General features: G+C 58.0%; 20 protein-coding genes. 13 read left to right on the top strand and 7 right to left on the bottom strand.

Annotated features, from left to right (window positions below; all coding sequences use genetic code 11):
- Nucleotides 1–13 precede the first annotated feature (13 nt).
- The 3 genes from AAGD24_RS03295 to AAGD24_RS03305 all read right to left on the bottom strand — a co-directional run bounded on the left by AAGD24_RS03295 (nt 14) and on the right by AAGD24_RS03305 (nt 2,892).
- Entirely contained in the window at nt 14–991 is a 978-nt protein-coding gene (locus AAGD24_RS03295; protein ID WP_036202919.1) for an alpha-ketoacid dehydrogenase subunit beta, read from the bottom strand.
- A 1-nt stretch (nt 992) separates the two neighbouring features.
- Complete coding sequence (locus tag AAGD24_RS03300; RefSeq protein ID WP_036202922.1) at nt 993–2,177, bottom strand: thiamine pyrophosphate-dependent dehydrogenase E1 component subunit alpha; 1,185 nt, start codon at nt 2,175–2,177, stop codon at nt 993–995.
- Between the two features lie 172 nt (nt 2,178–2,349).
- Nucleotides 2,350–2,892, bottom strand: coding sequence for a YaeQ family protein (locus tag AAGD24_RS03305; RefSeq protein ID WP_036202925.1), 543 nt, complete (start codon nt 2,890–2,892; stop codon nt 2,350–2,352).
- Between the two features lie 75 nt (nt 2,893–2,967).
- Between AAGD24_RS03305 and AAGD24_RS03310 the strand changes: the two genes are divergently transcribed.
- The 12 genes from AAGD24_RS03310 (at nt 2,968) to AAGD24_RS03365 (ending at nt 14,378) form a co-directional block, all read left to right on the top strand.
- Nucleotides 2,968–3,333: a CidA/LrgA family protein gene (locus AAGD24_RS03310; protein ID WP_075194983.1), complete on the top strand. Its 366-nt coding sequence runs from the start codon at nt 2,968–2,970 to the stop codon at nt 3,331–3,333.
- Nucleotides 3,326–4,051 carry an LrgB family protein gene (locus AAGD24_RS03315; protein ID WP_151982907.1) on the top strand — a complete coding sequence of 242 codons (726 nt, stop codon included), beginning with the start codon at nt 3,326–3,328 and terminating at the stop codon, nt 4,049–4,051. Before AAGD24_RS03310 ends, AAGD24_RS03315 begins: the two co-directional genes overlap by 8 nt.
- Before the next feature lie 154 nt (nt 4,052–4,205).
- A complete protein-coding gene (locus AAGD24_RS03320) occupies nt 4,206–5,768 on the top strand; it encodes an ABC transporter substrate-binding protein (RefSeq protein ID WP_305937431.1) in 1,563 nt (520 codons plus the stop codon).
- Nucleotides 5,769–5,843: 75 nt separating this feature from the next.
- Complete coding sequence (locus AAGD24_RS03325) at nt 5,844–6,893, top strand: ABC transporter permease (protein ID WP_075194986.1); 1,050 nt, start codon at nt 5,844–5,846, stop codon at nt 6,891–6,893.
- A complete protein-coding gene (locus AAGD24_RS03330) occupies nt 6,890–7,822 on the top strand; it encodes an ABC transporter permease (RefSeq protein ID WP_036202948.1) in 933 nt (310 codons plus the stop codon). Before AAGD24_RS03325 ends, AAGD24_RS03330 begins: the two co-directional genes overlap by 4 nt.
- Nucleotides 7,823–7,826: 4 nt before the next feature.
- Nucleotides 7,827–8,825, top strand: a complete 999-nt coding sequence (locus AAGD24_RS03335; RefSeq protein WP_085681715.1) for an ABC transporter ATP-binding protein — start codon at nt 7,827–7,829, stop codon at nt 8,823–8,825.
- Nucleotides 8,822–9,841 carry an ABC transporter ATP-binding protein gene (locus AAGD24_RS03340; RefSeq protein WP_036202954.1) on the top strand — a complete coding sequence of 340 codons (1,020 nt, stop codon included), beginning with the start codon at nt 8,822–8,824 and terminating at the stop codon, nt 9,839–9,841. Before AAGD24_RS03335 ends, AAGD24_RS03340 begins: the two co-directional genes overlap by 4 nt.
- A 57-nt stretch (nt 9,842–9,898) precedes the next feature.
- The gene (locus AAGD24_RS03345) at nt 9,899–10,813 is read left to right on the top strand and encodes a LysR family transcriptional regulator (protein WP_151982903.1); all 915 of its coding nucleotides are present in this window, start codon (nt 9,899–9,901) and stop codon (nt 10,811–10,813) included.
- Nucleotides 10,806–12,098 (top strand): Xaa-Pro dipeptidase, encoded by a 1,293-nt coding sequence (gene pepQ, locus AAGD24_RS03350; RefSeq protein ID WP_228210342.1) that lies wholly within the window; start codon nt 10,806–10,808, stop codon nt 12,096–12,098. The genes AAGD24_RS03345 and pepQ overlap by 8 nt, the downstream gene beginning before the upstream one ends.
- A gap of 96 nt (nt 12,099–12,194) precedes the next feature.
- The gene (locus AAGD24_RS03355; protein ID WP_007153573.1) at nt 12,195–12,401 is read left to right on the top strand and encodes a bacterioferritin-associated ferredoxin; all 207 of its coding nucleotides are present in this window, start codon (nt 12,195–12,197) and stop codon (nt 12,399–12,401) included.
- Nucleotides 12,402–12,530: 129 nt separating this feature from the next.
- On the top strand, nt 12,531–13,007 hold the full coding sequence (gene bfr, locus AAGD24_RS03360; protein ID WP_007153572.1) for a bacterioferritin: 477 nt from the start codon (nt 12,531–12,533) through the stop codon (nt 13,005–13,007).
- A gap of 12 nt (nt 13,008–13,019) precedes the next feature.
- Complete coding sequence (locus AAGD24_RS03365) at nt 13,020–14,378, top strand: phosphomannomutase (protein ID WP_379867388.1); 1,359 nt, start codon at nt 13,020–13,022, stop codon at nt 14,376–14,378.
- 162 nt (nt 14,379–14,540) lie between these two features.
- Here AAGD24_RS03365 and AAGD24_RS03370 read toward each other — a convergent pair whose 3' ends face one another.
- Nucleotides 14,541–15,710, bottom strand: coding sequence for a phospholipase A (locus tag AAGD24_RS03370; protein WP_036202968.1), 1,170 nt, complete (start codon nt 15,708–15,710; stop codon nt 14,541–14,543).
- A gap of 10 nt (nt 15,711–15,720) precedes the next feature.
- The gene (locus AAGD24_RS03375; RefSeq protein ID WP_036202970.1) at nt 15,721–16,053 is read right to left on the bottom strand and encodes a hypothetical protein; all 333 of its coding nucleotides are present in this window, start codon (nt 16,051–16,053) and stop codon (nt 15,721–15,723) included.
- A gap of 195 nt (nt 16,054–16,248) precedes the next feature.
- On the opposite strand from AAGD24_RS03375, the gene AAGD24_RS03380 reads away from it, so the two are divergent.
- Nucleotides 16,249–16,662: a cytochrome c5 family protein gene (locus tag AAGD24_RS03380; RefSeq protein WP_036205573.1), complete on the top strand. Its 414-nt coding sequence runs from the start codon at nt 16,249–16,251 to the stop codon at nt 16,660–16,662.
- Between the two features lie 81 nt (nt 16,663–16,743).
- Here the strand turns inward: AAGD24_RS03380 and AAGD24_RS03385 are convergent, their stop codons facing one another.
- Entirely contained in the window at nt 16,744–17,274 is a 531-nt protein-coding gene (locus AAGD24_RS03385; RefSeq protein WP_286811076.1) for a hypothetical protein, read from the bottom strand.
- 17 nt (nt 17,275–17,291) lie between these two features.
- Complete coding sequence (locus AAGD24_RS03390; protein WP_041332604.1) at nt 17,292–19,556, bottom strand: galactose oxidase-like domain-containing protein; 2,265 nt, start codon at nt 19,554–19,556, stop codon at nt 17,292–17,294.
- Between the last annotated feature and the right edge of the window lie 86 nt (nt 19,557–19,642).

Below are 19,642 nucleotides of genomic sequence, written 5' to 3' on the forward strand. Positions count from 1 at the left end.
TCCTGATATCAACCTAGAAATCCACGCTCGACCTGATGGCCTCGTAGACCTTCAGGTGGTTGGGCAGGTGCTCTTTTTCCAGCACCAGCGGGAAGGGGGTGTCCATCCCGGTCACGCGAGCGATCGGGGATTCCAGGTACAGGAAGCAGCGCTCCTGTATGGTCGCCGCGATTTCACCGGCAAAACCACCGGTCAGTGGCGCTTCGTGGGTGACGACCAGGCGCCCGGTCTTGAGCACCGACTTGGCTACGGTTTCCACATCCCAGGGCAGGATGGTTCTCAGGTCGATGACTTCACAGGAAATGCCTTCTTTCTCCGCCCGTTCGACGGCGTGCTCAATCACTTCCATCTGCGCACCCCAGCCCAACACGGTGATATCGGTGCCTTCCTTGATCACTTCGGCTTCGCCCAGCGGTAGCCGGTAATCTTCGTCGGGCACTTCCCCGACGGAGGCGCGATAGAGACGCTTGGGTTCAAAGAACAGGGTTGGGTTGGGGTCGTGGATGGCGCCCAGTAGCAGGCCCTTGGCCTGATGCGGGTTGCGTGGCACCACGATTTTCAGGCCCGGTGTGTGGGCAAAGTAGGCTTCCGGCGACTGTGAGTGGTAAAGCCCGCCGGCGATGCCGCCGCCGTAGGGCGCACGAATCGTTAGCCCGCCCACGTCGAACAGACTGCCCGAGCGATAACGGAACTTGGCCGACTCGTTCACGATCTGGTCGAAGGCCGGGAAAATGTAATCGGCAAACTGAATCTCGGCCACGGGCACGGAACCCTGTGCGGCCAGGCCGTTGGCAAAACCGACGATGCCCTGCTCGACCAGCGGCGTGTTGAAACAGCGGTCCTTGCCGTATTTTTGTTGCAGGTTGCTGGTGGCGCGGAATACACCACCGAAAATGCCCACGTCTTCACCGAAACACAGCACCCGCTCGTTGGCGGCCATGGCAGTGTCGAGGGCGTTGTTGATGGCCTGGAGCATATTCATCTGGGTCATCTCACGCACCTCCCTTTGCTTGTTCTGCGGTTTTCGGATATTCGTCCGGATGCCGGCGGATGTGCGCCTTGAGTTTGTCGAATTGCTCGGCCAGCCCCGGCGGTACCTCGTCGTAGACGTCGCTCACCAGGGTGTCGAGCGCGGGTGGCGGCCGCTTCTGTGCCCGTTTCATGGTTTCGAGCACTTCCCGGCGCATGTTTTCCTGCAGCTGTTTCTCATCGTCCTCGCTCCACCACTTCTTGCGTTCGAGCCAGAGACGCATGCGCAGGATAGGGTCTTTCTCGCGCCATACCGCTTCCTCGTCCTTGCTACGATAGCCGGAGGGGTCGTCAGAAGAAGAGTGTGCCGCCAGGCGGTAGGTCATGGTTTCAATCAGCACCGGCCGGTTGTGTTCCACCGCCAGCTTGCGGGCTTCCTTGGTGGCCTCGTGCACGGCCAGGATGTCGTTGCCGTCAACACGGATCACGTCCATCTTATAGCCGTAGGCCCTGGGTGCCACGCCGTCAGCGGCGAACTGCTCGGCGGCGGGGGTGGAAATGGCGTAGCCGTTGTTCCGGCACAGGAAAATAACCGGAACGCGGTGGACGGCGGCCATGTTCAGGGCAGCGTGGAAGTCTCCTTCCGAAGCGGCGCCTTCGCCAAAGTAGGTGATGGTGCAGTGGCCTTCGCCCGCCAGTTTCTGACCGTAGGCGTAGCCCGTGGCCTGAGGGATTTGCGTGGCCAGTGGCGAGGAAATGGTCATGTAGTTCAGCTTGCGGGAACCGTAATGAACTGGCATCTGGCGACCTTTGCCATAGTCCAGTTCGTTGCCGAACAGCTGGTTCATGAACTCATCAATAGAAAAACCGCGATAGGTCAGAGAGCCCTGTTCACGGTACTGAGCCATGATCATGTCGGCGTCATCCAGTGCGGCGGTACTGCCAATAACCGCGGCTTCCTCGCCGGTGCACTGCATGTAAAAGCTCAGGCGCCCCTGCCGTTGGGCCGCGAGCATGCGTTCGTCGAGAATCCGGGTGGTGACCATCGCCCGGTAGATGCGCAGGGCTTTGTCTTTGTCGAGCTCAGGAGCCTTGGCGCCTTTGTAGAGCGAGCCGTCCTGCTTGAGTAACTTGAAGGTGGGAATTCGGAACTCCGCACCGTCGGTAAAAACCGGGTTATAAACAACTTTGGATTTTGTTGTTGTCATAATCCTCTTCCTGGGGTAGTGGCCTGAGGAACAAAACACCCCTTGTGAGGGTGTCGATGCTTGCTTTGAGTATAGCCAAACTGACGGAACCTGGTGCGGCCCGGGTCAATATCGGCTAAAGTTTACCTTAACGTAAACTGGATCGTTCTGGTAGACCCCGGCGGGGGATTTTTTACTCAGGGTAGAGCGGCAGGGGTGTCACACTGACGAGCGTGTCGTCATTGCCAATATTGACGGTGCCGTCCTGGACGGTGCATTGCAGGTTCATGCCGCGCTCAGCCAGGGCAGCCAGAGACTCGGTGTCGTCTGTCGGCAGGTCGATGATGGTGAGGTTGTCGAAGCGAGTCAGTTTGCCCTGGTGTTTCTCCCACCACAGCGGCACGGCGCGGCCACCGTAGGTGTACAGGATAACCTGATCCGCCCGGTTGCAGGCCTTGCGCAGGCGGCTCTCGTCGGGCAGGCCGAGCTCGATCCACAGTTCGATCTCGTCGCTCAGGCTTTTTTGCCACAGATCCGGCTCGTCGTCCGTGCTGATCCCTTTGGTGAATTCCAGGCTCTCGCTGGCGTTCAGTATGAAAGCCAGCAGGCGTATCATCATGCGCTCGTCGGTCTCGGACGGGTGGCGGGCGATGGTGAGGTGGTGGTCACCGTAATAGTGCCGGTCCATATCCGCGATGTTCAGTGTTGCTTTAAAGATGGTTGCCTTGAGCGCCATGGGGTATCCGAACTGGTGTCAAACTTTGGGTATGGGCTAGTGTAGAGCAATTCGTTACTTGATGAGCATGACAATATGTCGATGTTGCGGGGTTTCCTGACTCTGGTTTTATGTTTCATGCTTGGCGAAGCCTTGCGACTGGTTTTCCTGATTCCGGTCAGCGGCGGTGTGCTGGGCATGATTCTGATGACAATCACGCTGATGCTTAAGGGCAGTGTCAGTGATGACCTGGCCACGGCGAGCCAGGGACTGATTTCGGTGCTGGTGCTGCTGATCATGCCGGGCGTGGTGGGTGTGTTCTTCTCTGCTGATCAGTTCAGCGGCCAGTGGCTGGCGGTGGCGGGGGCGCTCTTGGTGGGCACCTTTTTGAGTGTGCTGACCACGCTGCTGCTGATGGCGTCTCTGGTCAAGGCAGGGCAGCGGAGAGCGTCGGATGACTGATCTCCTGGAGCGTTTTCTCGCGCTTCCCAATACCCTGTCTGCGAGCCCGATACTGGCGATTGGGTTAACCCTGGGCGCTTTCTTTGCGGGCAACTGGCTTTTCCGGAGGATGGGGCGCCCGCTTTGGTTGCCACCGGTGGTGCTTTCGGCCTTCCTGTTGTCGGCCACCATCGCGCTATTGTCGCTGGACTACACCCGGTATCAGCAGGGTGCCCAGTGGCTGATGCTGTTGCTCGGGCCGGCCACCGTCGCGCTCGGTATACCGTTGTACCAGCAGATGCACCACGTGCGGGCGTTGTGGCGTCCGATTCTGTGCACCCTGCCAATAGCGGCCACCCTGGCGGCCGTATATGCGGTCGTGATCGCCTGGGCTCTCGGGGCGACACCTCTGGTGCTGGCGTCCCTGGCGCCGAAGTCGGTGACCGCGCCCATTGCCATTGGTATTACCGAACAACTGGGCGGTTCGGTGCCGCTGATGATGGGCGGGCTTCTGGTGACCGGTGTTGTCGCAACGCTCTTTGTCGACCTGCTTTCCAGGGCGCTGTCGATCACCGACGACCGCATTCTGGGTTTTGCGCTCGGGCTGAACGGCCATGCGGTGGGAACGGCGCGAGCGTTCGAGATCAGTCGCACAGCCGGTGCCTTTGCCTCCCTGGGAATGGGGCTTACAGGGGTGTTCACCGCATTGATTCTGCCGCTGGCGTTTCGCCTTTGGTAAGCGCCCCAAACAGGGTCATTCACTTCACGAATAACGCCAAGTCGCAATTTCGATTGCTGTTCGGGTTTTCCACGACTAGTTTTTAGCGCAGACATCTGGCGTGAAGTTGCGCCGATGTGCCGCAAAAATTCTTAAAACAGCGACGGAAAACGCGATGAAAACACTACTGACTGCTTTTGTTGGTTCCATGGCCCTGGCAACAGCCCCGATGGCGATGTCTGCCGAGGCGAACAAGGAACTGAAAATGGCGTACGACGCCGACCCTGTAAGCCTGGACATTCACGAACAGCTCTCCGGCGGCATGTTGCAGTTAAGCCACATGACCTTTGATCCCTTGATCCGCTGGACCAAGGATCTCGGCTTCGAGCCGCGTCTGGCGAAAAGCTGGGAGCGTATTGACGAGAACACCATGCGCTTCGAGTTGCGTGAAGGTGTGAATTTTCATTCTGGCAACGAGCTGACCGCCAAAGACGTCAAGTTCACCTTTAATCGCCTGAAGCAGAGCCAGGACTACAAAGCCATCTTCAAACCGTTCAGCGAACTCAAGGTGATTGATGACTACACCTTTGAGCTGGTGACCAACGAGCCATACCCGCTGCTGCTGAACACCGCGACTTACATCTTCCCGCTGGACAGCGAGTTTTACACCGGTAAGACCGAAAGCGGGAAAGACAAGAGCGCCATCACCAAGCACGGCAATTCTTTTGCTTCCGAGAATCTGTCCGGCACAGGCCCTTATGTCATTACCGGTCGTCAGCAGGGCGTGCGTGTCGAGTTTGAACGCTTCGACGATTACTGGGATACCGAGTCACCGGGTAACGTCGGCAAGATCGTGCTGACTCCGATCAAGGAAAACAACACCCGTGTCTCCGCGCTGCTGTCTGGCGGTGTGGATTTCATTGCACCGGTGCCGCCGACCGATCTGGAGCGTATTCGCCGTGACAAGAACGCCGATCTGGTGACCATGAGCGGTACCCGCATCATCCTGTTCCACATGAATCAGGACCGGGTGGAAGCGTTCAAGAACCCGAAAGTGCGCGAGGCCATTGCCTATGCCATCAACCAGGAAGGCATTGCCGCCAAGATCATGAAGGGCTTCGCTACCCCGGCCGCTCAGATGTCGCCGGAAGGTTACCAGGGCCACAATGAATCCCTGGCAACGCGGTTTGATGTCGAAAAAGCCCAGCAGTTGATGAAAGAAGCCGGTTATGAAGACGGTTTCACCATCTCCATGATGGCGCCCAATAACCGTTACGTGAATGACGACAAGATCGCCCAGGCGGTTGCCGCCATGCTGGCGCGTATCAACATCAAGGTGGATCTGAAAACGCTGCCGAAAGCCCAATACTGGCCGGAGTATGACGCCCGCGCCGCCGACATGATGATGATCGGCTGGCACGCAGACACCGAGGACTCCGCCAACTTCTACGAGTTCCTGACCTTCTGCCCGGATGCGCACAGCGGTTCGGGCCAGTACAACGCCGGTAACTACTGCAACCCGGAGATCGACGAGCTGGTCAACAAGGCCAACGTCGAGACGGATCTGGACAAGCGCACCGCCATGCTGAAAGAGGTGGAGCAGCGCCTGTATGACGACGCAGCGTTCGTTCCCCTGCACTGGCAGGACCTGGCCTGGGCCAGCAAGAAGAACGTGAAGATCGAACCGATCCTCAACGTGATGAACTTCCCGTACTTGGGCGACCTGGTCGTGGAGTAACAGCCTTTATGGGCGGGCCGGCTTCGGATCAGCCTGGAGCCGGCCTTTTGTTTGCAGCTTGACCCGGAATTTTTCATGTTAGCGTTTTTGGTTCAGCGAATTTCCCAGGCCGTACTGGTCATGTTCGTGATCAGTGTGATTGCTTTCGCCATTCAGGATGGCCTGGGCGACCCGCTTCAACAGATGGTGGGCATGTCCGTCTCGCAGGATGAGCGGGAAGCGATCCGTGAGGAAATGGGACTGAATGACCCATTGGTTGTGCAATACGTCCGGTTTGCCGGTAACGCCCTGCAGGGTGACCTGGGTATTTCCTATTTTTACGGAAAGCCCACCATGGACGTAATCCTCGAGCACCTGCCGGCCACCCTCGAGCTGGTGATCGGCGCCAGCCTGATTATTATTGTGTTCTCGGTGCCCATCGGGGTGTTCGCCGCGATTCGCCCTCAGGCATGGCTATCCAAATTCTTCATGGGGGTCAGTACCGTCGGGATTTCCATTCCGGTGTTCCTGACCGCCATCGTACTGATTCAGATTTTCTCGATCGGTATCACCGTCGACTGGTTCCCGCAGGATGCAGGCTGGGGGCAGTGGCTGAACGCCGCACTATCCACTGAAGGCGGTTTGCCGTCCTACGGTCGGGGTGATGACCTGACGCCGCTGTTCGGCACCTGGGAATCCGGCTTTTTCTCCCAGGGCGGCCTCCTGCACCTGATCCTGCCGTCGGTATCGCTGGCGTCCATCATGCTGCCGCTGTTCATCCGCCTGATCCGTGCAGAGATGATGGAAGTGCTGCAGAGTGACTACATCCGGTACGCCCGCGCCAAGGGCCTGAGCTCTTCCCGGGTCTATTTCCTGCACGCGCTCAAGAACACCATGCTGCCGGTGATTACCGTGGGCGGTGTGCAGATCGGCATCATGGTGGCCTACACCATTCTTACGGAAACCGTGTTCCAGTGGCCCGGTGTCGGGCTGATGTTCCTGGAGGCCATCACCCGCAGCGACATTCCCCTGATCGTGGCGTACCTGATGGTGGTAGGCCTGATATTCGTGATTACCAATACCGTGGTGGATCTGATCTACGGTCTGGTGAATCCCACCGTAAAACTGACAGGTAAGAAAGCATGACGACGGCGACTCTTTCACGCTGGGATCGCTTTCGCGAGTCCTTCCTCTGGTACAGCTTCAAGCGCGACAAGGTGGCGATTGCCAGCTTTATCGTGCTGTTGTCCATGGTGCTGGCGGCCGTCTTTGCGCCTTTGCTGGCGCCGGCCGACCCCTACGACCTGGCCCAGATCAACATCATGAACTCCGAGCTGCCACCGGTCGGCCTGGATGGCTCCGATCCGGCCTTCCCGCTGGGCACCGACGCCCAGGGCAGGGATTTGCTCTCCACCATTCTGTACGGCACCCGGGTGTCGTTGTTGATCGGGTTTGGCGCGGTTGTCCTGCAAGCGGCGCTGGGCATCCTGTTTGGCCTGCTGGCGGGCTATCTGGGCGGTCGGGTCGACTCCATCCTGATGCGGATTGCCGATGTGCAGCTGTCGTTCTCTACCCTGATGGTCGCGATCATTGTCGGTGCCGTGTTTAAGGCCAGCTTTGGCAATCTGATGTTCGGCGAAGTCGCTATCTACATGCTGATCTTCATCATTGGTGTGGCAGAGTGGCCTCAGATTGCCCGTACAGTGAGGGCCTCGGTACTGGCGGAGAAGAAAAAGGAATACGTGGATGCGGCCAAGGTGATGGGGTTTCGCACCCGCCGGATCATGTTCCGCCACATCCTGCCCAATACCCTGTCACCGATTTTCGTCATTGCCACGGTACAGATCGCCAACGCGATCATTTCCGAGGCGGCGTTGTCGTTCCTGGGCCTGGGCATGCCGGAAACCCAGCCGTCGCTGGGCTCGCTGATCAAATCCGGTTTTGACTACATCCAGAGTGGTTCCTGGTGGATCACCCTGATCCCCGGTCTGGTGCTGGTGGTACTCGTATTGGTCATCAACCTGCTGGGTGACTGGTTGCGGGATGTCATGAACCCACGGCTGTACAAGGGGTAACGCCATGCCATTGCTGGAAGTAAAAGATCTTGAGGCCCGCTTCGCTGTCCGTGGCGGGGACCTTACCGCTCTGCGTGGCATCAGTTTCAGCCTCGACAAGGGCGAGCGCCTGGGGCTGGTAGGGGAATCCGGCGCGGGTAAATCCGTAGCGGCTTTCTCCATTCTCAACCTGATCGCCCGGCCCGGCTACATTGCCGCTGGCCAGATCCTGTTCGAGGGTAAGGACCTGGCAGCCATGAGCGAGCGGGAACTGCGCAAGATTCGCGGCAACCGCATCGCCATGATTTTCCAGGACCCGATGATGACCCTGAACCCGGTGCTGACCATTGGCACCCAGATGGTGGAAGCGCTCAAGGCGCACCGCCGGATCAGCACCAGGGCGGCCCGGGATATCGCCCTGAACAAGCTGCGCAAAGTACAGATTCCGTCGCCGGACAAGCGCCTGGATCAATACCCCCATGAACTGTCTGGCGGCATGCGCCAGCGCGTTATCATCGCCATCGCATTGCTGCTGGACCCGGAAATCATCATCGCGGATGAGCCGACGACGGCCCTGGATGTGACGATTCAGGCTGAGATCATGGCGTTGCTGTTGGAGCTGTGCGAGCAGGACAACGTGGCGCTGATGCTGATCACTCACGATCTCGGTGTGGTGTCTCAGGTCACCCAGCGCATGCTGGTGATGTATTCCGGCCGAATCATTGAGCAAGGGCCCACCCGCGAAATCATCAATGATGCCCAGCATCCCTATACCCAGGGGCTGATCAACGCGCTGCCCCAGATGGGTGAGCCCGGCGAGCGGCTGTTCCAGATCCCGGGTTCCATGCCGTCCCTGAAGAATGTGCCCACAGGCTGTCCCTTCCACCCACGCTGTTCCTTCGCCACTGATCAGTGCAAGCGTCGGATGCCGGAGTATGTTCGGTCGGGTAATGTGGATGTGGCCTGTTACGAAGTCAGCAACCTTATTGAGCAGGAGAAACGCATGCAGGAGGTGGAATCGTGACCTCCCCGTCATCCACGCTGGTCGATATACGCGGCCTGGAGAAGAAGTTTGATCTTTCCGGTGGCCTGCTGGAGCAGATCTCATTCAAAGGCGGTCGTTTCCACCGCAAACAGGAAGCCGTGCATGCGATCAATGGCGTTGATCTGCAGGTCCAGAAAGGCGAAGCGTTGTGTGTTGTGGGTGAGTCCGGCTGTGGTAAATCGACCGTGGCCCGTACCGTTATGGGGTTGTTGTCTCCCAGCGCTGGTGAGATCCACTACGACGGCCAGCGTATCGACAATCTTGACGGTAAAGAGGTGCTGCCGTACCGCCGCAAGATGCAGATGATCTTCCAGAACCCCTACGCCTCGCTGAACCCGAGGATGACCATCCAGCAAACCCTGGAAGAGCCAATTCGCTTTCATCAGCCGGATGCCTCGGAGTCCCAGATCCGTGACAAGGTGCAGGATGTTATGGAGTCGGTGGGGATCGACCCGGACTGGGGTAGCCGTTTTGGTCATGAATTTTCCGGCGGTCAGCGCCAGCGCATTGCCATTGCCCGGGCGCTGGCGGTCGACCCCGAGTTCATCGTTGCGGACGAACCGATTTCGGCGCTGGACGTCTCTATTCAGGCGCAGGTGCTCAACCTGCTGATGGAAGCTCAGGAAAGCCGCAACCTGACCTATCTTTTTATTACTCATGATCTGGCCGTGGTAGAGCATTTTGGTACCCGGGTCGCGGTCATGTACCTTGGCCGGGTATGCGAGTTGGCAGATACCAGAACGCTGTTCAATACCCCGAGGCATCCATATACCCAGGCGTTGCTGTCGGCTATTCCAAAGCTGGAGGACGACCGGCCCAACCATATCCGGTTACAGGGCGAGGTTCCGACACCGGTGCAGTTGCCGTCAGGTTGCGTCTTCCATGGTCGCTGCCCGTATGCCGACGACCGATGCCGGCAGGAAATACCTCAGTTGATAGCGACGGATGGCGGCGCCCAGGTTGCGTGTCATGCGGTGGAGGAAGGGCGGCTATAGCCAGTTCCCCACGATGGGCTATGATGCCTGACAACCATTCCCGACGCTGGTAACACCATGGAAATACGCTGGCTTGAAGACTTCATGGCGCTGGCCCGAACGCGTCATTTCTCACGTGCCGCTGAACTGCAGCATGTGAGCCAGCCGACGTTCAGCCGCCGCATCAAGCTTCTCGAGGAAGCCATGGGGGCAACACTGATCAACCGCCAGACCCTGCCATTGTCGCTGACACCGGCGGGGGAGGCTTTCGTTGAGCTGTGCGAGCGCGTAACGCGGGACGTTCGTGAAACCAAAGACCGGATCAGCGACATGGAGTCCGAGGCGTCTGCCCGGATCAGTGTGGGATCAACCCAGGGGCTGTTTTCCCACTTTTATCAGGGGTGGGCCCGGCAGGAGGGATTGGCCGAGCGGCTACAACTGAACCTGAAAGCCACCAACTGGGTGGGGGAGCAGTTTCTGGATGCGCTGGATAGCGGCGAATGTGACCTGGTGCTGTGCTACTGGCATGAGGATCTGCCCTGGAAGGATCATCTGAGCGAGGACCGCTACGAATGGGTGACGCTGGCGAGGGAATTTCTGGTGCCTGTAAGTGTGGCCGATGAAAACGGGCAACCACGATTTGCGCTGCCGGGCACGCCGGAACAGCCCGTCCCGCTGATTGCTTATCACTCCCGGGGGTTCCTGCAGTCTGCCATCGAGGGGCACCTGAACAGGCGCAAGCTGCCAGCCAACCTGTTGCCACTGAATGAAAATACCCAATCGGCCGGTATCAAGGCGCTGGTAAAACAGGGCTTTGGCATGGGGTGGCTGCCACAACGAATGACGGAAAAGAGCGAGCGTTTTGGCAGCCTTACCCGGGCCGGGGACAAGCGTTGCGATGTGCCATTGGAGATCCGCTTGATTCGCCTGCGTGAGCCCCGTTCCGACGATCTGCTAACCCTCTGGAAAACACTGGAAAACAAGCATGTCTGACACCGAGTTACTGTCACTGCAGACGGATCATATTCGCACGCTCCAGCAGCGTTACGAGCACGCCATCGCCGAGCAGGGTTATGACGGCCTGCTGATCAGTTCCGGCGCCGCACCCGTGCGTTATGGTGACGACCAGGCATGGCATTTTCAGGGCTATGGCCCCTTCCTGCACTGGACCGGGCTGACCGGGCAGGAACACAGCTGGTTACTTATCCGGCCCGGGCATAAGCCGCTGCTCAGTCTTTATCACCCCGTGGACTTCTGGCATGCCACTCCGGAATTGCCGGACGAGCCCTGGCTGCAGTCGATGGAGGTGCGTTCCAGTGATCGTCGGGAAGCGCCGGTAATGAACGTCAATGGCAGGCTTGCCGTTGTGGGCGACCCGTCCCAGTTGTCCGGGGTTGATGGGGAGCATAATCCGGAGGGCCTGTTGTCTGCTCTGGACGAAACCCGGGTGCATAAGACCCCGTATGAAATAGCCTGCCTGGCTCGTGCCAACCACATTGCCATGCAGGGCCACTGGGCGGCCCGAAAGACGTTTCTGGACGGAGGCAGTGAGTTTGAAATAAACCTGGCCTACCAGCAGACGACCGGGCAGCGTGAAGCCCAAGCGCCGTATCACAGTATTATCGGCGTGAATGAACACGCCGGCACCCTGCATTACCAATACTATGACACCGAAGCCCCTGCGCGTCCCCGCAGCCTTCTGATCGACGCCGGTGTCCGTTTTCGCGGTTACTGTTCCGACATTACCCGCACCACGCCCGGGGCAGGGGAAAGACGTTTTGCCGCGTTGATTCAGGGGCTGGAACAATTGCAGCAACGGCTGTGCGGGATGGTTGCACCCGGCGTGGAGTATGTGGCGATCCATCGCAAGACCCACCAAGGCATTGCGGCACTGTTGAATGCCGCCGGAGTGGTTCAGGGGGTGGATGACGAAACCCTGGTGGAGCAGGGCGTTACCAGGGCGTTCTTTCCGCACGGTATTGGTCATTTCCTGGGAGTTCAGGTGCATGACGTCTCTGGCAAGAAAGAACCGCCGCCGTCAGACGCCCCATTCCTACGCCTGACCCGGACCCTGGAGGCAGGCATGGTCGTCACCATAGAGCCGGGGCTTTATATCATTCCTTCATTGCTGGACCCGGTATTGGATGGGCCACTGGGGAAGAACTTTAACCGTTCAGTGATCGATGAATTACGAGGGTGCGGCGGTATTCGCATTGAGGATAATGTGGTCGTTACACACGATGGCGCCAGAAACCTGACCCGTGAGGCGGGCGGTTAAAAAGAATTTGCACAAAAATCGCTCTTTGGGCTTGCAAAGCTGCATGCAAATGACAATAATTATCACTAGCTTTGTTATCGTTAGTGAGATGCTCCTATGTATGTATGCCTCTGCCATGGTGTAACAGACCGAGAAATCCGTGAAGCCGCCGACAATGGCGTCAGTTCCATGCGCCAGCTTGGCAAGGAGCTCGGTGTTGGCACGCAATGCGGTCGTTGTGCCTGTACAGCACGGGAGATTCTCCGCGAAAGCCGCACCCCCGATTACCTGGCCATGGCTGACATGCTAGCCCAGCCCGCCTGACGGATAGGGTAGTGATAGGGAGAGTGCGGAATCCGTTCTTGCCTGCACCTGATTCCTAAATGTGATTTTTTCTCCCCGCGTGAAAGACTATCCTTGTAAGGATCGCACACTCACGAAAGGAGATCCGTCATGAAAGGCGACAAGAAAGTCATCCAGTTCCTGAATAAAGTACTCGCCAACGAGCTGACCGCCATCAACCAGTACTTCCTCCATTCCCGCATGTACAAGGATTGGGGTATCACCAAACTGGCGGACAAGGAATACGAAGAGTCCATCGACGAAATGAAGCATGCGGATCTGCTGATCGAACGCATCCTGTTTCTGGAAGGGCTACCTAACCTCCAGGACCTAAACAAGCTGCTGATCGGTGAAAACGTCGAGGAAATGCTGTCCTGTGACCTCAAACTGGAAATGATCGCCCATCAGGACCTGAAAGATGCGGTTGTTCATTGTGAGCAGGTGAAGGACTACACCAGTCGTGAACTGTTCCGTGGCATCCTCGACAGCGAAGAAGAGCACATTGATTGGCTCGAAACCCAGCTCGACATGATCGGCAAGATGGGTATCCAGAACTACATCCAGCTTCAGTCGTCCGCCGCGGAGTAAACATCAGTGACAATGGATCTGTCCTGTTTTAAAGCCTATGACCTTCGTGGCCGAGTGCCGGACCAGCTTAACCCAGAGCTGGCCGAACGCATCGGTCGCGCCTATGTGGAAGTGACGGGGGCGAAAAGAGTCATCGTCGGCTACGACATCCGGCTGTCCAGCCGTGAAATCGCCGACGCCCTCTGCTCCGGCCTTATGGCCGCCGGTGCCGACGTTTTCGATATCGGCCTGTGTGGTACCGAGCTGGTCTACTTCGCCACCAGCCATTACAAAATGGACGGCGGCATCATGGTCACCGCCAGCCACAACCCGCGTGATCACAATGGCATGAAGATGGTGGGGCCGGACTCGCGCCCTATCAGTTCCGACAACGGCCTGAATGACATCCGTGACCGGGTGCCTGAGCCCTTCGGTGATGCGCCGGAACAGGGACGATATGAGCCGCTGGAAGTGGTTACCGCCTATATCGATCACCTGTTGGGTTATATAGCGGCAGGATCGCTCAAGCCCAAAACCATCGTGGTCAATGCTGGTAACGGCGGGGCGGGGTTGATTGTCGACGAGCTGGAACAACACCTGCCGTTCGATTTCGTCAAAGTGCACCACCAGGCCAATGGTCATTTCCCGAACGGTGTTCCCAACCCCATTCTGGAAGAAAACCGCGCCGCCACCGCGGATGCGGTTGTGGAGTATGGCGCTGCCATGGGCATTGCCTGGGACGGCGACTACGATCGCTGCTTCTTCTTCGACGAAAACGGCCGCTTCATCGAGGGCTATTACATTGTCGGCCTGCTGGCAGACCAGTTCCTCCGCAAAACCGGCGGCGGTAAAGTCATCCACGACCCAAGACTGACCTGGAACACCATCGACCTCGTCAACGCCGTTGGCGGCGAAGCCATCGAAAGCAAAACCGGCCACGCCTTCATCAAACAACGCATGCGCGACGAAGATGCAGTCTACGGCGGCGAAATGAGCGCCCACCACTACTTCCGCGATTTCGCCTACTGCGACAGCGGCATGATCCCCTGGTTGCTCGTCGCCGAACGCCTGTGCCAGTCCGGCCAGACGCTGTCCTCCCTGATAGACGCCCGAATCGAGGCCTATCCGGCCAGCGGCGAAATCAACCGCACGATCGATGATCCCCCCAAGGTCATTGCCGCCATCGAGGCCAAATACAGCCCGGGCGCCAAAAGTGTCAGCCACGTCGACGGTGCCAGCATCGAATTCGACGACTGGCGGTTCAACCTGCGAATGTCCAACACCGAACCGGTGGTTCGCCTGAACGTGGAATCGAGGGGGGATATTGCGTTGATGAAGGAAAAAACGGCAGAACTGCTGGCAGAAATGCAAAGGTTGAACAAGGAAGGCTAACTCCGAATTTTGGGGCAGGCCGGCATGGTTCCCTCTCCCGAAACTGTGCGGAGCCATGGATGGCGAAGCCCAAGCGTCACATGGATGTGCCGCAAGGAGCGTGTTTCGGGAGAGGGAACCATGCCGGACTGTCTTGCACCAATGGCAAAAGCCGGGAACCACTCAAAGCCAGTCGTTCAACATAATCCCGATGCCGATCCGCTGAATCCGCTCATTGTAGTCAATCAGGCTCTCACCATAGCCATTGTAATAATGGACATACCCCTTGATCGTATCCCCCATCGGAAAGCTATAACCCAACTCAATCGACGTCTTGTTGTCTGACCGCAAGTTGTTCATCAGCTTCATCGACAGCGTTCGATCCTCACTCCACTTGTAGATCGCCATGTAGTTCGCATAGCCCAGATAGCGCTCAATATCCTCATTGTCGTCCTCGCTGTCATCCTCCGGCAGTCGATACCAGGGCTGAAGGATGAACAGCCAGCGATCATAGCTGTAGGCTGCCGACCCCACGATCCGGTTCCAACTGCGGGAACGGGGTTCCGACTGGCCATTGGACTCATGATTAAAGCCCAGCGTGACACCATTCAGCCTGCCAGGGCCCAGGTCATAATTCGTCTCATAGCGTACAAAGACTTCCGGCTCATAATTGGTTTCCCGGAATGGCGCTGAGTCATCCGTGTTATACACCTGCCAAAACGATTTCTGGGTGTAGCCGAACCAGAGCGTCGTGCGGTCATCCAGCCAGCCAGTCAACAAGGGTACCTTGAAACTGATCTGGTACTTGGCTTCCTGGTTGTCGATGCCATAGTCGTAATCGGTTGCGCCCAGTCTCGGATTTGTGGGTTCACGATTGGCATTCTTCATATAGCTGAACGGCAGGATATACATCGGCCGATGGCCAACAAAACTGCCGGAAAACGAGAAAATAGCCTTCTCTGCGGCGACATAACGGTTCAGGATCGCCGACATCACGCCGGTATCTTCTCCGTCCTCTCCTGTCGTGCTTTCTTCCGCGGGCCCCAGTGTTGCATCGCCGTTTTCCGCATTCGCTGCCTCTTCGTACTGCAGCGCCTCCGTCGACTTGTCGATGGCGTCCAGGCTCTCATCAGAGGCACCATTGCGAGCGCTGGCCGGGTCATTGATGGCGTCGTAACATGCGAGACGCTGAACGCCATCCTTGATCAGGGCACAGTCTTCCGGCTTCACTCCCTCAAAATTCCGGTTCCCGGGGGGCTCGTCCTGCGCGGTGGCCGTTCCGGGAAGGAACAGATTCAGAGACAACAGCAAGCCAGTAAACCTCAAAAGTTCAGGGCGGCGAACGATGGGCATGGTCCAGTCCTTATGCGTTGGAAACACTGATCCAGGTGTTGGCGACGCCGTAAGCCCATACTCCGAGCAGCGTCATCACCAGCAGGGAAAATACGATTTTATGCCGGGGTTTGCGTTCAGCAGCTGCTGCAACCACCCAGCGCAGGTACATCAGCCCGATAAAACTGATGAATACCGCAAGACTTGCGGCGGCGGGAATCAATAACCACACAGGGCTCAGTGCGGCACCCTCTGCCGCGCGGCTGGAAAACCAGCCCATGGACGCCAGCAGTATGGCTACCGCGGTAAACTCGGTGATCAGTAATGGCTTTCGCCAGGGGTGTGGCTGGTTGGTATCAGGCATACATTCGAACCTTCGGTATCTGTTTGGTGCATGGTACCCGGAAAGTGCTTCCGGAGCCCTCTGACTTACGAAATGGCAACGAAAATTGATTGAAATCGGGGGTTCATTTTGCAGTTTGGTTTTTTTGGCCTGCCGCAGTCGCTATAATGCGTGCACTAACGATTATAACGCCCAATTGTGAGGTGCATTGTGATGATGAAGAGAGTCCTGGCTGCCGTATTGCTTGGTTTCGGCCTGACCGCAGGTGCCGTAATGGCCAATGTTGAAGATGAAATTCGTGCTCGCATTGCCCCGGTTGGCGAAGTGTGCGTCCAGGGTGAAGACTGTGGGCAGGCAGCTGCTCCATCTGCAAGCGCAAGCTCGGGCCCTCGTTCTGGAAGTGACGTTTACGATGCAGCCTGTACCGCTTGCCACAGCACTGGCGCGGCAGGCGCTCCCAAGAAGGGCGACACAGCCGCATGGTCACCCCGTATTGAAAAAGGACTGGACACACTGGTCAATCACGCGATCAACGGCTTCAATGCCATGCCGGCCAAGGGCGGTTGTTCCGGGTGCTCTGATGAGGAAATCGAGAGCGCCGTCGAGCACATGGTTGAGGCCAGCCAGTAGCAACTGTACTCCGGCCCACGGTAGATCAAAAAGCCCCCGATATTACGGGGGCTTTTTATTGGTTAGCGGAATGTTCGCCCGTTAGTGAATGGGCATATAGGTCAGTTGCCCTTCGATTCGCTCAGTGCCGTTTTTGGGCGTTGTCACTGCAATTGACCAGGTTTTGGGTCCATCTGCGCTGTTGCTGTCATGCAGAACATTGAGCCGGGAGTCCAGCCAGCCAAAAGCGCCGGATTGAGACATTGTCACCCAGGACGTCTGGCTCGTTTCCGCCGACTGGTTTGGTAGCGCTTTCCAACTGGGGCTCTCCGTATTAACGGTGACTTCGGTTCGGGTAAATCGTATAAACGCCTCCCCGTCCGTGCCCAATACGGTCAGAGGTTCTTCACCTTGATATCGAAGCAATATGCCCGGGCGCGGTGCATCCAGAATGATTGCACTGAGTCCGGGAATGTCGGGTTGATGGGCTATTCGAGCCTTTACGATGCCGTCCGGAACGTCCTCTGTCTCCAGTGCACCGTGGGCCCCTGCCTGCCCGGAGGCTGACAGGGACACCAGGCCGAACAACACCGGGGCCGCCAGGCGAGCTCCGACCTGTTCGATGTGTTTCATAACAATCCTCCTGACGGTCACAGCAGCTCGAGGGTTGACTCAATGATGCCACCGCTGGTGGTGGTATCGCTGGCCACCTGCGTGGGCGCCATGCAGGCGAGATTCTCATTCACCACAGTGATCGGCGCGGACACCGAGGGTACGCGGCCATCTGGGGTGTCCTTGCTGACGAACAGCATGTATTCGCCGGCGGGCACCACGTTGTGGTTGTCGGGCATGGTCAGAGTCAGCTTGTTGCCAGGGCCCCGCTCCATGACCAGTTCAATGGCACGCTGGTCACCGTCAATGACGTGGGTCATGACTGTACGGCGAATCAGCAGGGCCTTGTCGATCTGATCCACCTGGTCGACCTTGATGTTGAATCGGTCGCCAATGGTCAGATTGCTGGGTGCACTTTTAATTTTGGGGCGGTCGTCCCGCATGGCGTAGGGCGGAGTGTAGATTTCGAAACTCGGATCGCGGCCGTCATAGGGTGCGAGTCCGAAATCCTGAAGATCCACGAATGTCAGGTAAGCGGTGTTGATTGGTGAGTGGCCGGCAACCATAACGCGGCCGTCCTCCATCAGTACCGCAGTGTTGTGGTAGGTGCGGGCGCGGTGGCCGGTAGCCATTTCCGTCCATTCTCCGGTTTCCGGGTTGAACTGCTCGGCGGTGCGGATCGGGCCTTCCAGGCCGGGCGCTACCACACCGTCACGATTGCCGCCGCTGAACACCATCACGGTGCCGTCGGGCATCACAACGTTTGTGCCGTACCAGCGAGGCTGATTCAGTGGGCCGGCCAAACGCGACTCGTAGCCGATTTCGTCGCCGTTGGTGGTGACAGTATCGATGCGGGTCTGGTCGGTGGGCAGGTAGCCGCCGGGGTTCGTCAGTACTGCATAACTGGGTACGCCGCCCGCGGTCAGCAGTTCCACTTCATTGTAGTTACCGCTGGCGTCTGGTTTCAGCGGCAACATGGTGGACGACGTGGAGCCCCGCATACCACCGGCGATCGCCATGCGCAGATCTTCTTCAGATACCCCAAGATCGGCTGCGCTGGTCAGCAAATCCGTGGGCGAGTCGAGAACATCGCCAAGCAGTGAGCCGACCTGATCAAGCGACAGGTTGGTGATGTTCAGGGTGCTGCTCAACTGACCCAGCCCGGCTTCATCCAGCCTTAGTGGGAGGCCGGCATAGCCAATGTCGTTCCAGCGCTGGGTATCTGGGTTGAAACTGGCGACAATGTTCCACAATGCCTGGTCGTAACCCTGGCCGAATGGGTTGAAGGCCTGGCCACCAGCGTTGTAGAAGATGTGTCCATTCGGCAGCAGATGCATGCGTGGATAGAGCGGTAAGGAGCGATCAGCGGTGGACGGATTCTGCGTCCAGGCGCCGGCGCAGGGGTCGTAGGTCTCCGTTTGCACCACGTTGCGTCCGCTGTTCAGTGGCTCATCCGGGTACACTGGCTTCAGCAGCTTGGTGACACCACTGGCGACGAAGACGTTGCCGTTGCCCATGGTTACGAGTGATGGATACCAGCGCCCGTAGGTCATATCGCCACTTTGGCGCCAGGTGTTGGTCTCCTCGTCGAATATTCTCGAATTCTTGATACCTTCCAGTTCCGCCACCCCAAGAGGCAGGCCATCAATGCCTGGCTCGGAATAGTAGTCGGTGCCGCCAACGGCCATCACATCACCGTTGGCCAGGCCGATGACGTCGGAGCAGAACAGGGCGCCGTCGTTGGCGCTGGTGTTGTCGGCGGTATCGAGCAGGCCATCCAGCTCGGTGCCATTCAGCAGTGTTTCACTGTCGTTGCCATCCGGGTTGGCGCCGGCGTCCAGGGGAGAGGGTTTGATCCAGGATGGATTGTCGTTTTCATCCAGCGACAGAACGCGGGTCTGATCGTTGACGGACACTTCGCCAAATTCCGCAACAATGGATAACTCAACGTTCTCAGTGCCTTCCAGGGCGTTCAGGTAAAGCAGGCGACCGTCTTTGAGAAGTGCCATGGTGCCGGCCGCGGGTTTGCACTCATCCATGCCATCAGCCCGGGTAATGCATTTTTCGTCCGTTTCGACAGCTTCACCATCCACAATAATGGTGGGTTCCGCAAAGGGCTCACTGAACGTGCCCTTGCTGTTGTAACTGTCAGGAGCTGCCGGTTCCTCAGTCTGGGTCGTTGAGTCCTCGGATGAGCCGCCCAGCAGGCTGCCGAGAAGGCCCGCGTTGGCGGTGCCTGATCCTGCGATGAGCAGAATCAGCGAACCGGTGACGCTTGATAATCGATTGAATCGACGGGACATGGTGTTCTCCTGATCTTGTTTTTGTGTTTGCCGGAAGCAAAGCTCCCTAGGCTGTTACGGATCAGGAGGTCATAAGGTTGCAGGGA

Source organism: Marinobacter sp. M5B, assembly GCF_042604615.1.
GTDB classification, from domain to species: domain Bacteria; phylum Pseudomonadota; class Gammaproteobacteria; order Pseudomonadales; family Oleiphilaceae; genus Marinobacter; species Marinobacter salarius.

Coding starts and splice junctions, on each gene's coding strand:
- AAGD24_RS03315 (WP_151982907.1), top strand. CDS start 3,326: ATGACTGATCTCCTGGAGCGTTTTCTCGCGCTTCCCAATACCCTGTCT.
- AAGD24_RS03375 (WP_036202970.1), bottom strand. CDS start 16,053: ATGCCTGATACCAACCAGCCACACCCCTGGCGAAAGCCATTACTGATC.
- AAGD24_RS03310 (WP_075194983.1), top strand. CDS start 2,968: ATGTCGATGTTGCGGGGTTTCCTGACTCTGGTTTTATGTTTCATGCTT.
- AAGD24_RS03355 (WP_007153573.1), top strand. CDS start 12,195: ATGTATGTATGCCTCTGCCATGGTGTAACAGACCGAGAAATCCGTGAA.
- pepQ (WP_228210342.1), top strand. CDS start 10,806: ATGTCTGACACCGAGTTACTGTCACTGCAGACGGATCATATTCGCACG.
- bfr (WP_007153572.1), top strand. CDS start 12,531: ATGAAAGGCGACAAGAAAGTCATCCAGTTCCTGAATAAAGTACTCGCC.
- AAGD24_RS03325 (WP_075194986.1), top strand. CDS start 5,844: ATGTTAGCGTTTTTGGTTCAGCGAATTTCCCAGGCCGTACTGGTCATG.
- AAGD24_RS03370 (WP_036202968.1), bottom strand. CDS start 15,710: ATGCCCATCGTTCGCCGCCCTGAACTTTTGAGGTTTACTGGCTTGCTG.
- AAGD24_RS03300 (WP_036202922.1), bottom strand. CDS start 2,177: ATGACAACAACAAAATCCAAAGTTGTTTATAACCCGGTTTTTACCGAC.
- AAGD24_RS03320 (WP_305937431.1), top strand. CDS start 4,206: ATGAAAACACTACTGACTGCTTTTGTTGGTTCCATGGCCCTGGCAACA.
- AAGD24_RS03305 (WP_036202925.1), bottom strand. CDS start 2,892: ATGGCGCTCAAGGCAACCATCTTTAAAGCAACACTGAACATCGCGGAT.
- AAGD24_RS03385 (WP_286811076.1), bottom strand. CDS start 17,274: ATGAAACACATCGAACAGGTCGGAGCTCGCCTGGCGGCCCCGGTGTTG.
- AAGD24_RS03345 (WP_151982903.1), top strand. CDS start 9,899: ATGGAAATACGCTGGCTTGAAGACTTCATGGCGCTGGCCCGAACGCGT.
- AAGD24_RS03390 (WP_041332604.1), bottom strand. CDS start 19,556: ATGTCCCGTCGATTCAATCGATTATCAAGCGTCACCGGTTCGCTGATT.
- AAGD24_RS03365 (WP_379867388.1), top strand. CDS start 13,020: ATGGATCTGTCCTGTTTTAAAGCCTATGACCTTCGTGGCCGAGTGCCG.
- AAGD24_RS03380 (WP_036205573.1), top strand. CDS start 16,249: ATGAAGAGAGTCCTGGCTGCCGTATTGCTTGGTTTCGGCCTGACCGCA.
- AAGD24_RS03295 (WP_036202919.1), bottom strand. CDS start 991: ATGACCCAGATGAATATGCTCCAGGCCATCAACAACGCCCTCGACACT.
- AAGD24_RS03335 (WP_085681715.1), top strand. CDS start 7,827: ATGCCATTGCTGGAAGTAAAAGATCTTGAGGCCCGCTTCGCTGTCCGT.
- AAGD24_RS03330 (WP_036202948.1), top strand. CDS start 6,890: ATGACGACGGCGACTCTTTCACGCTGGGATCGCTTTCGCGAGTCCTTC.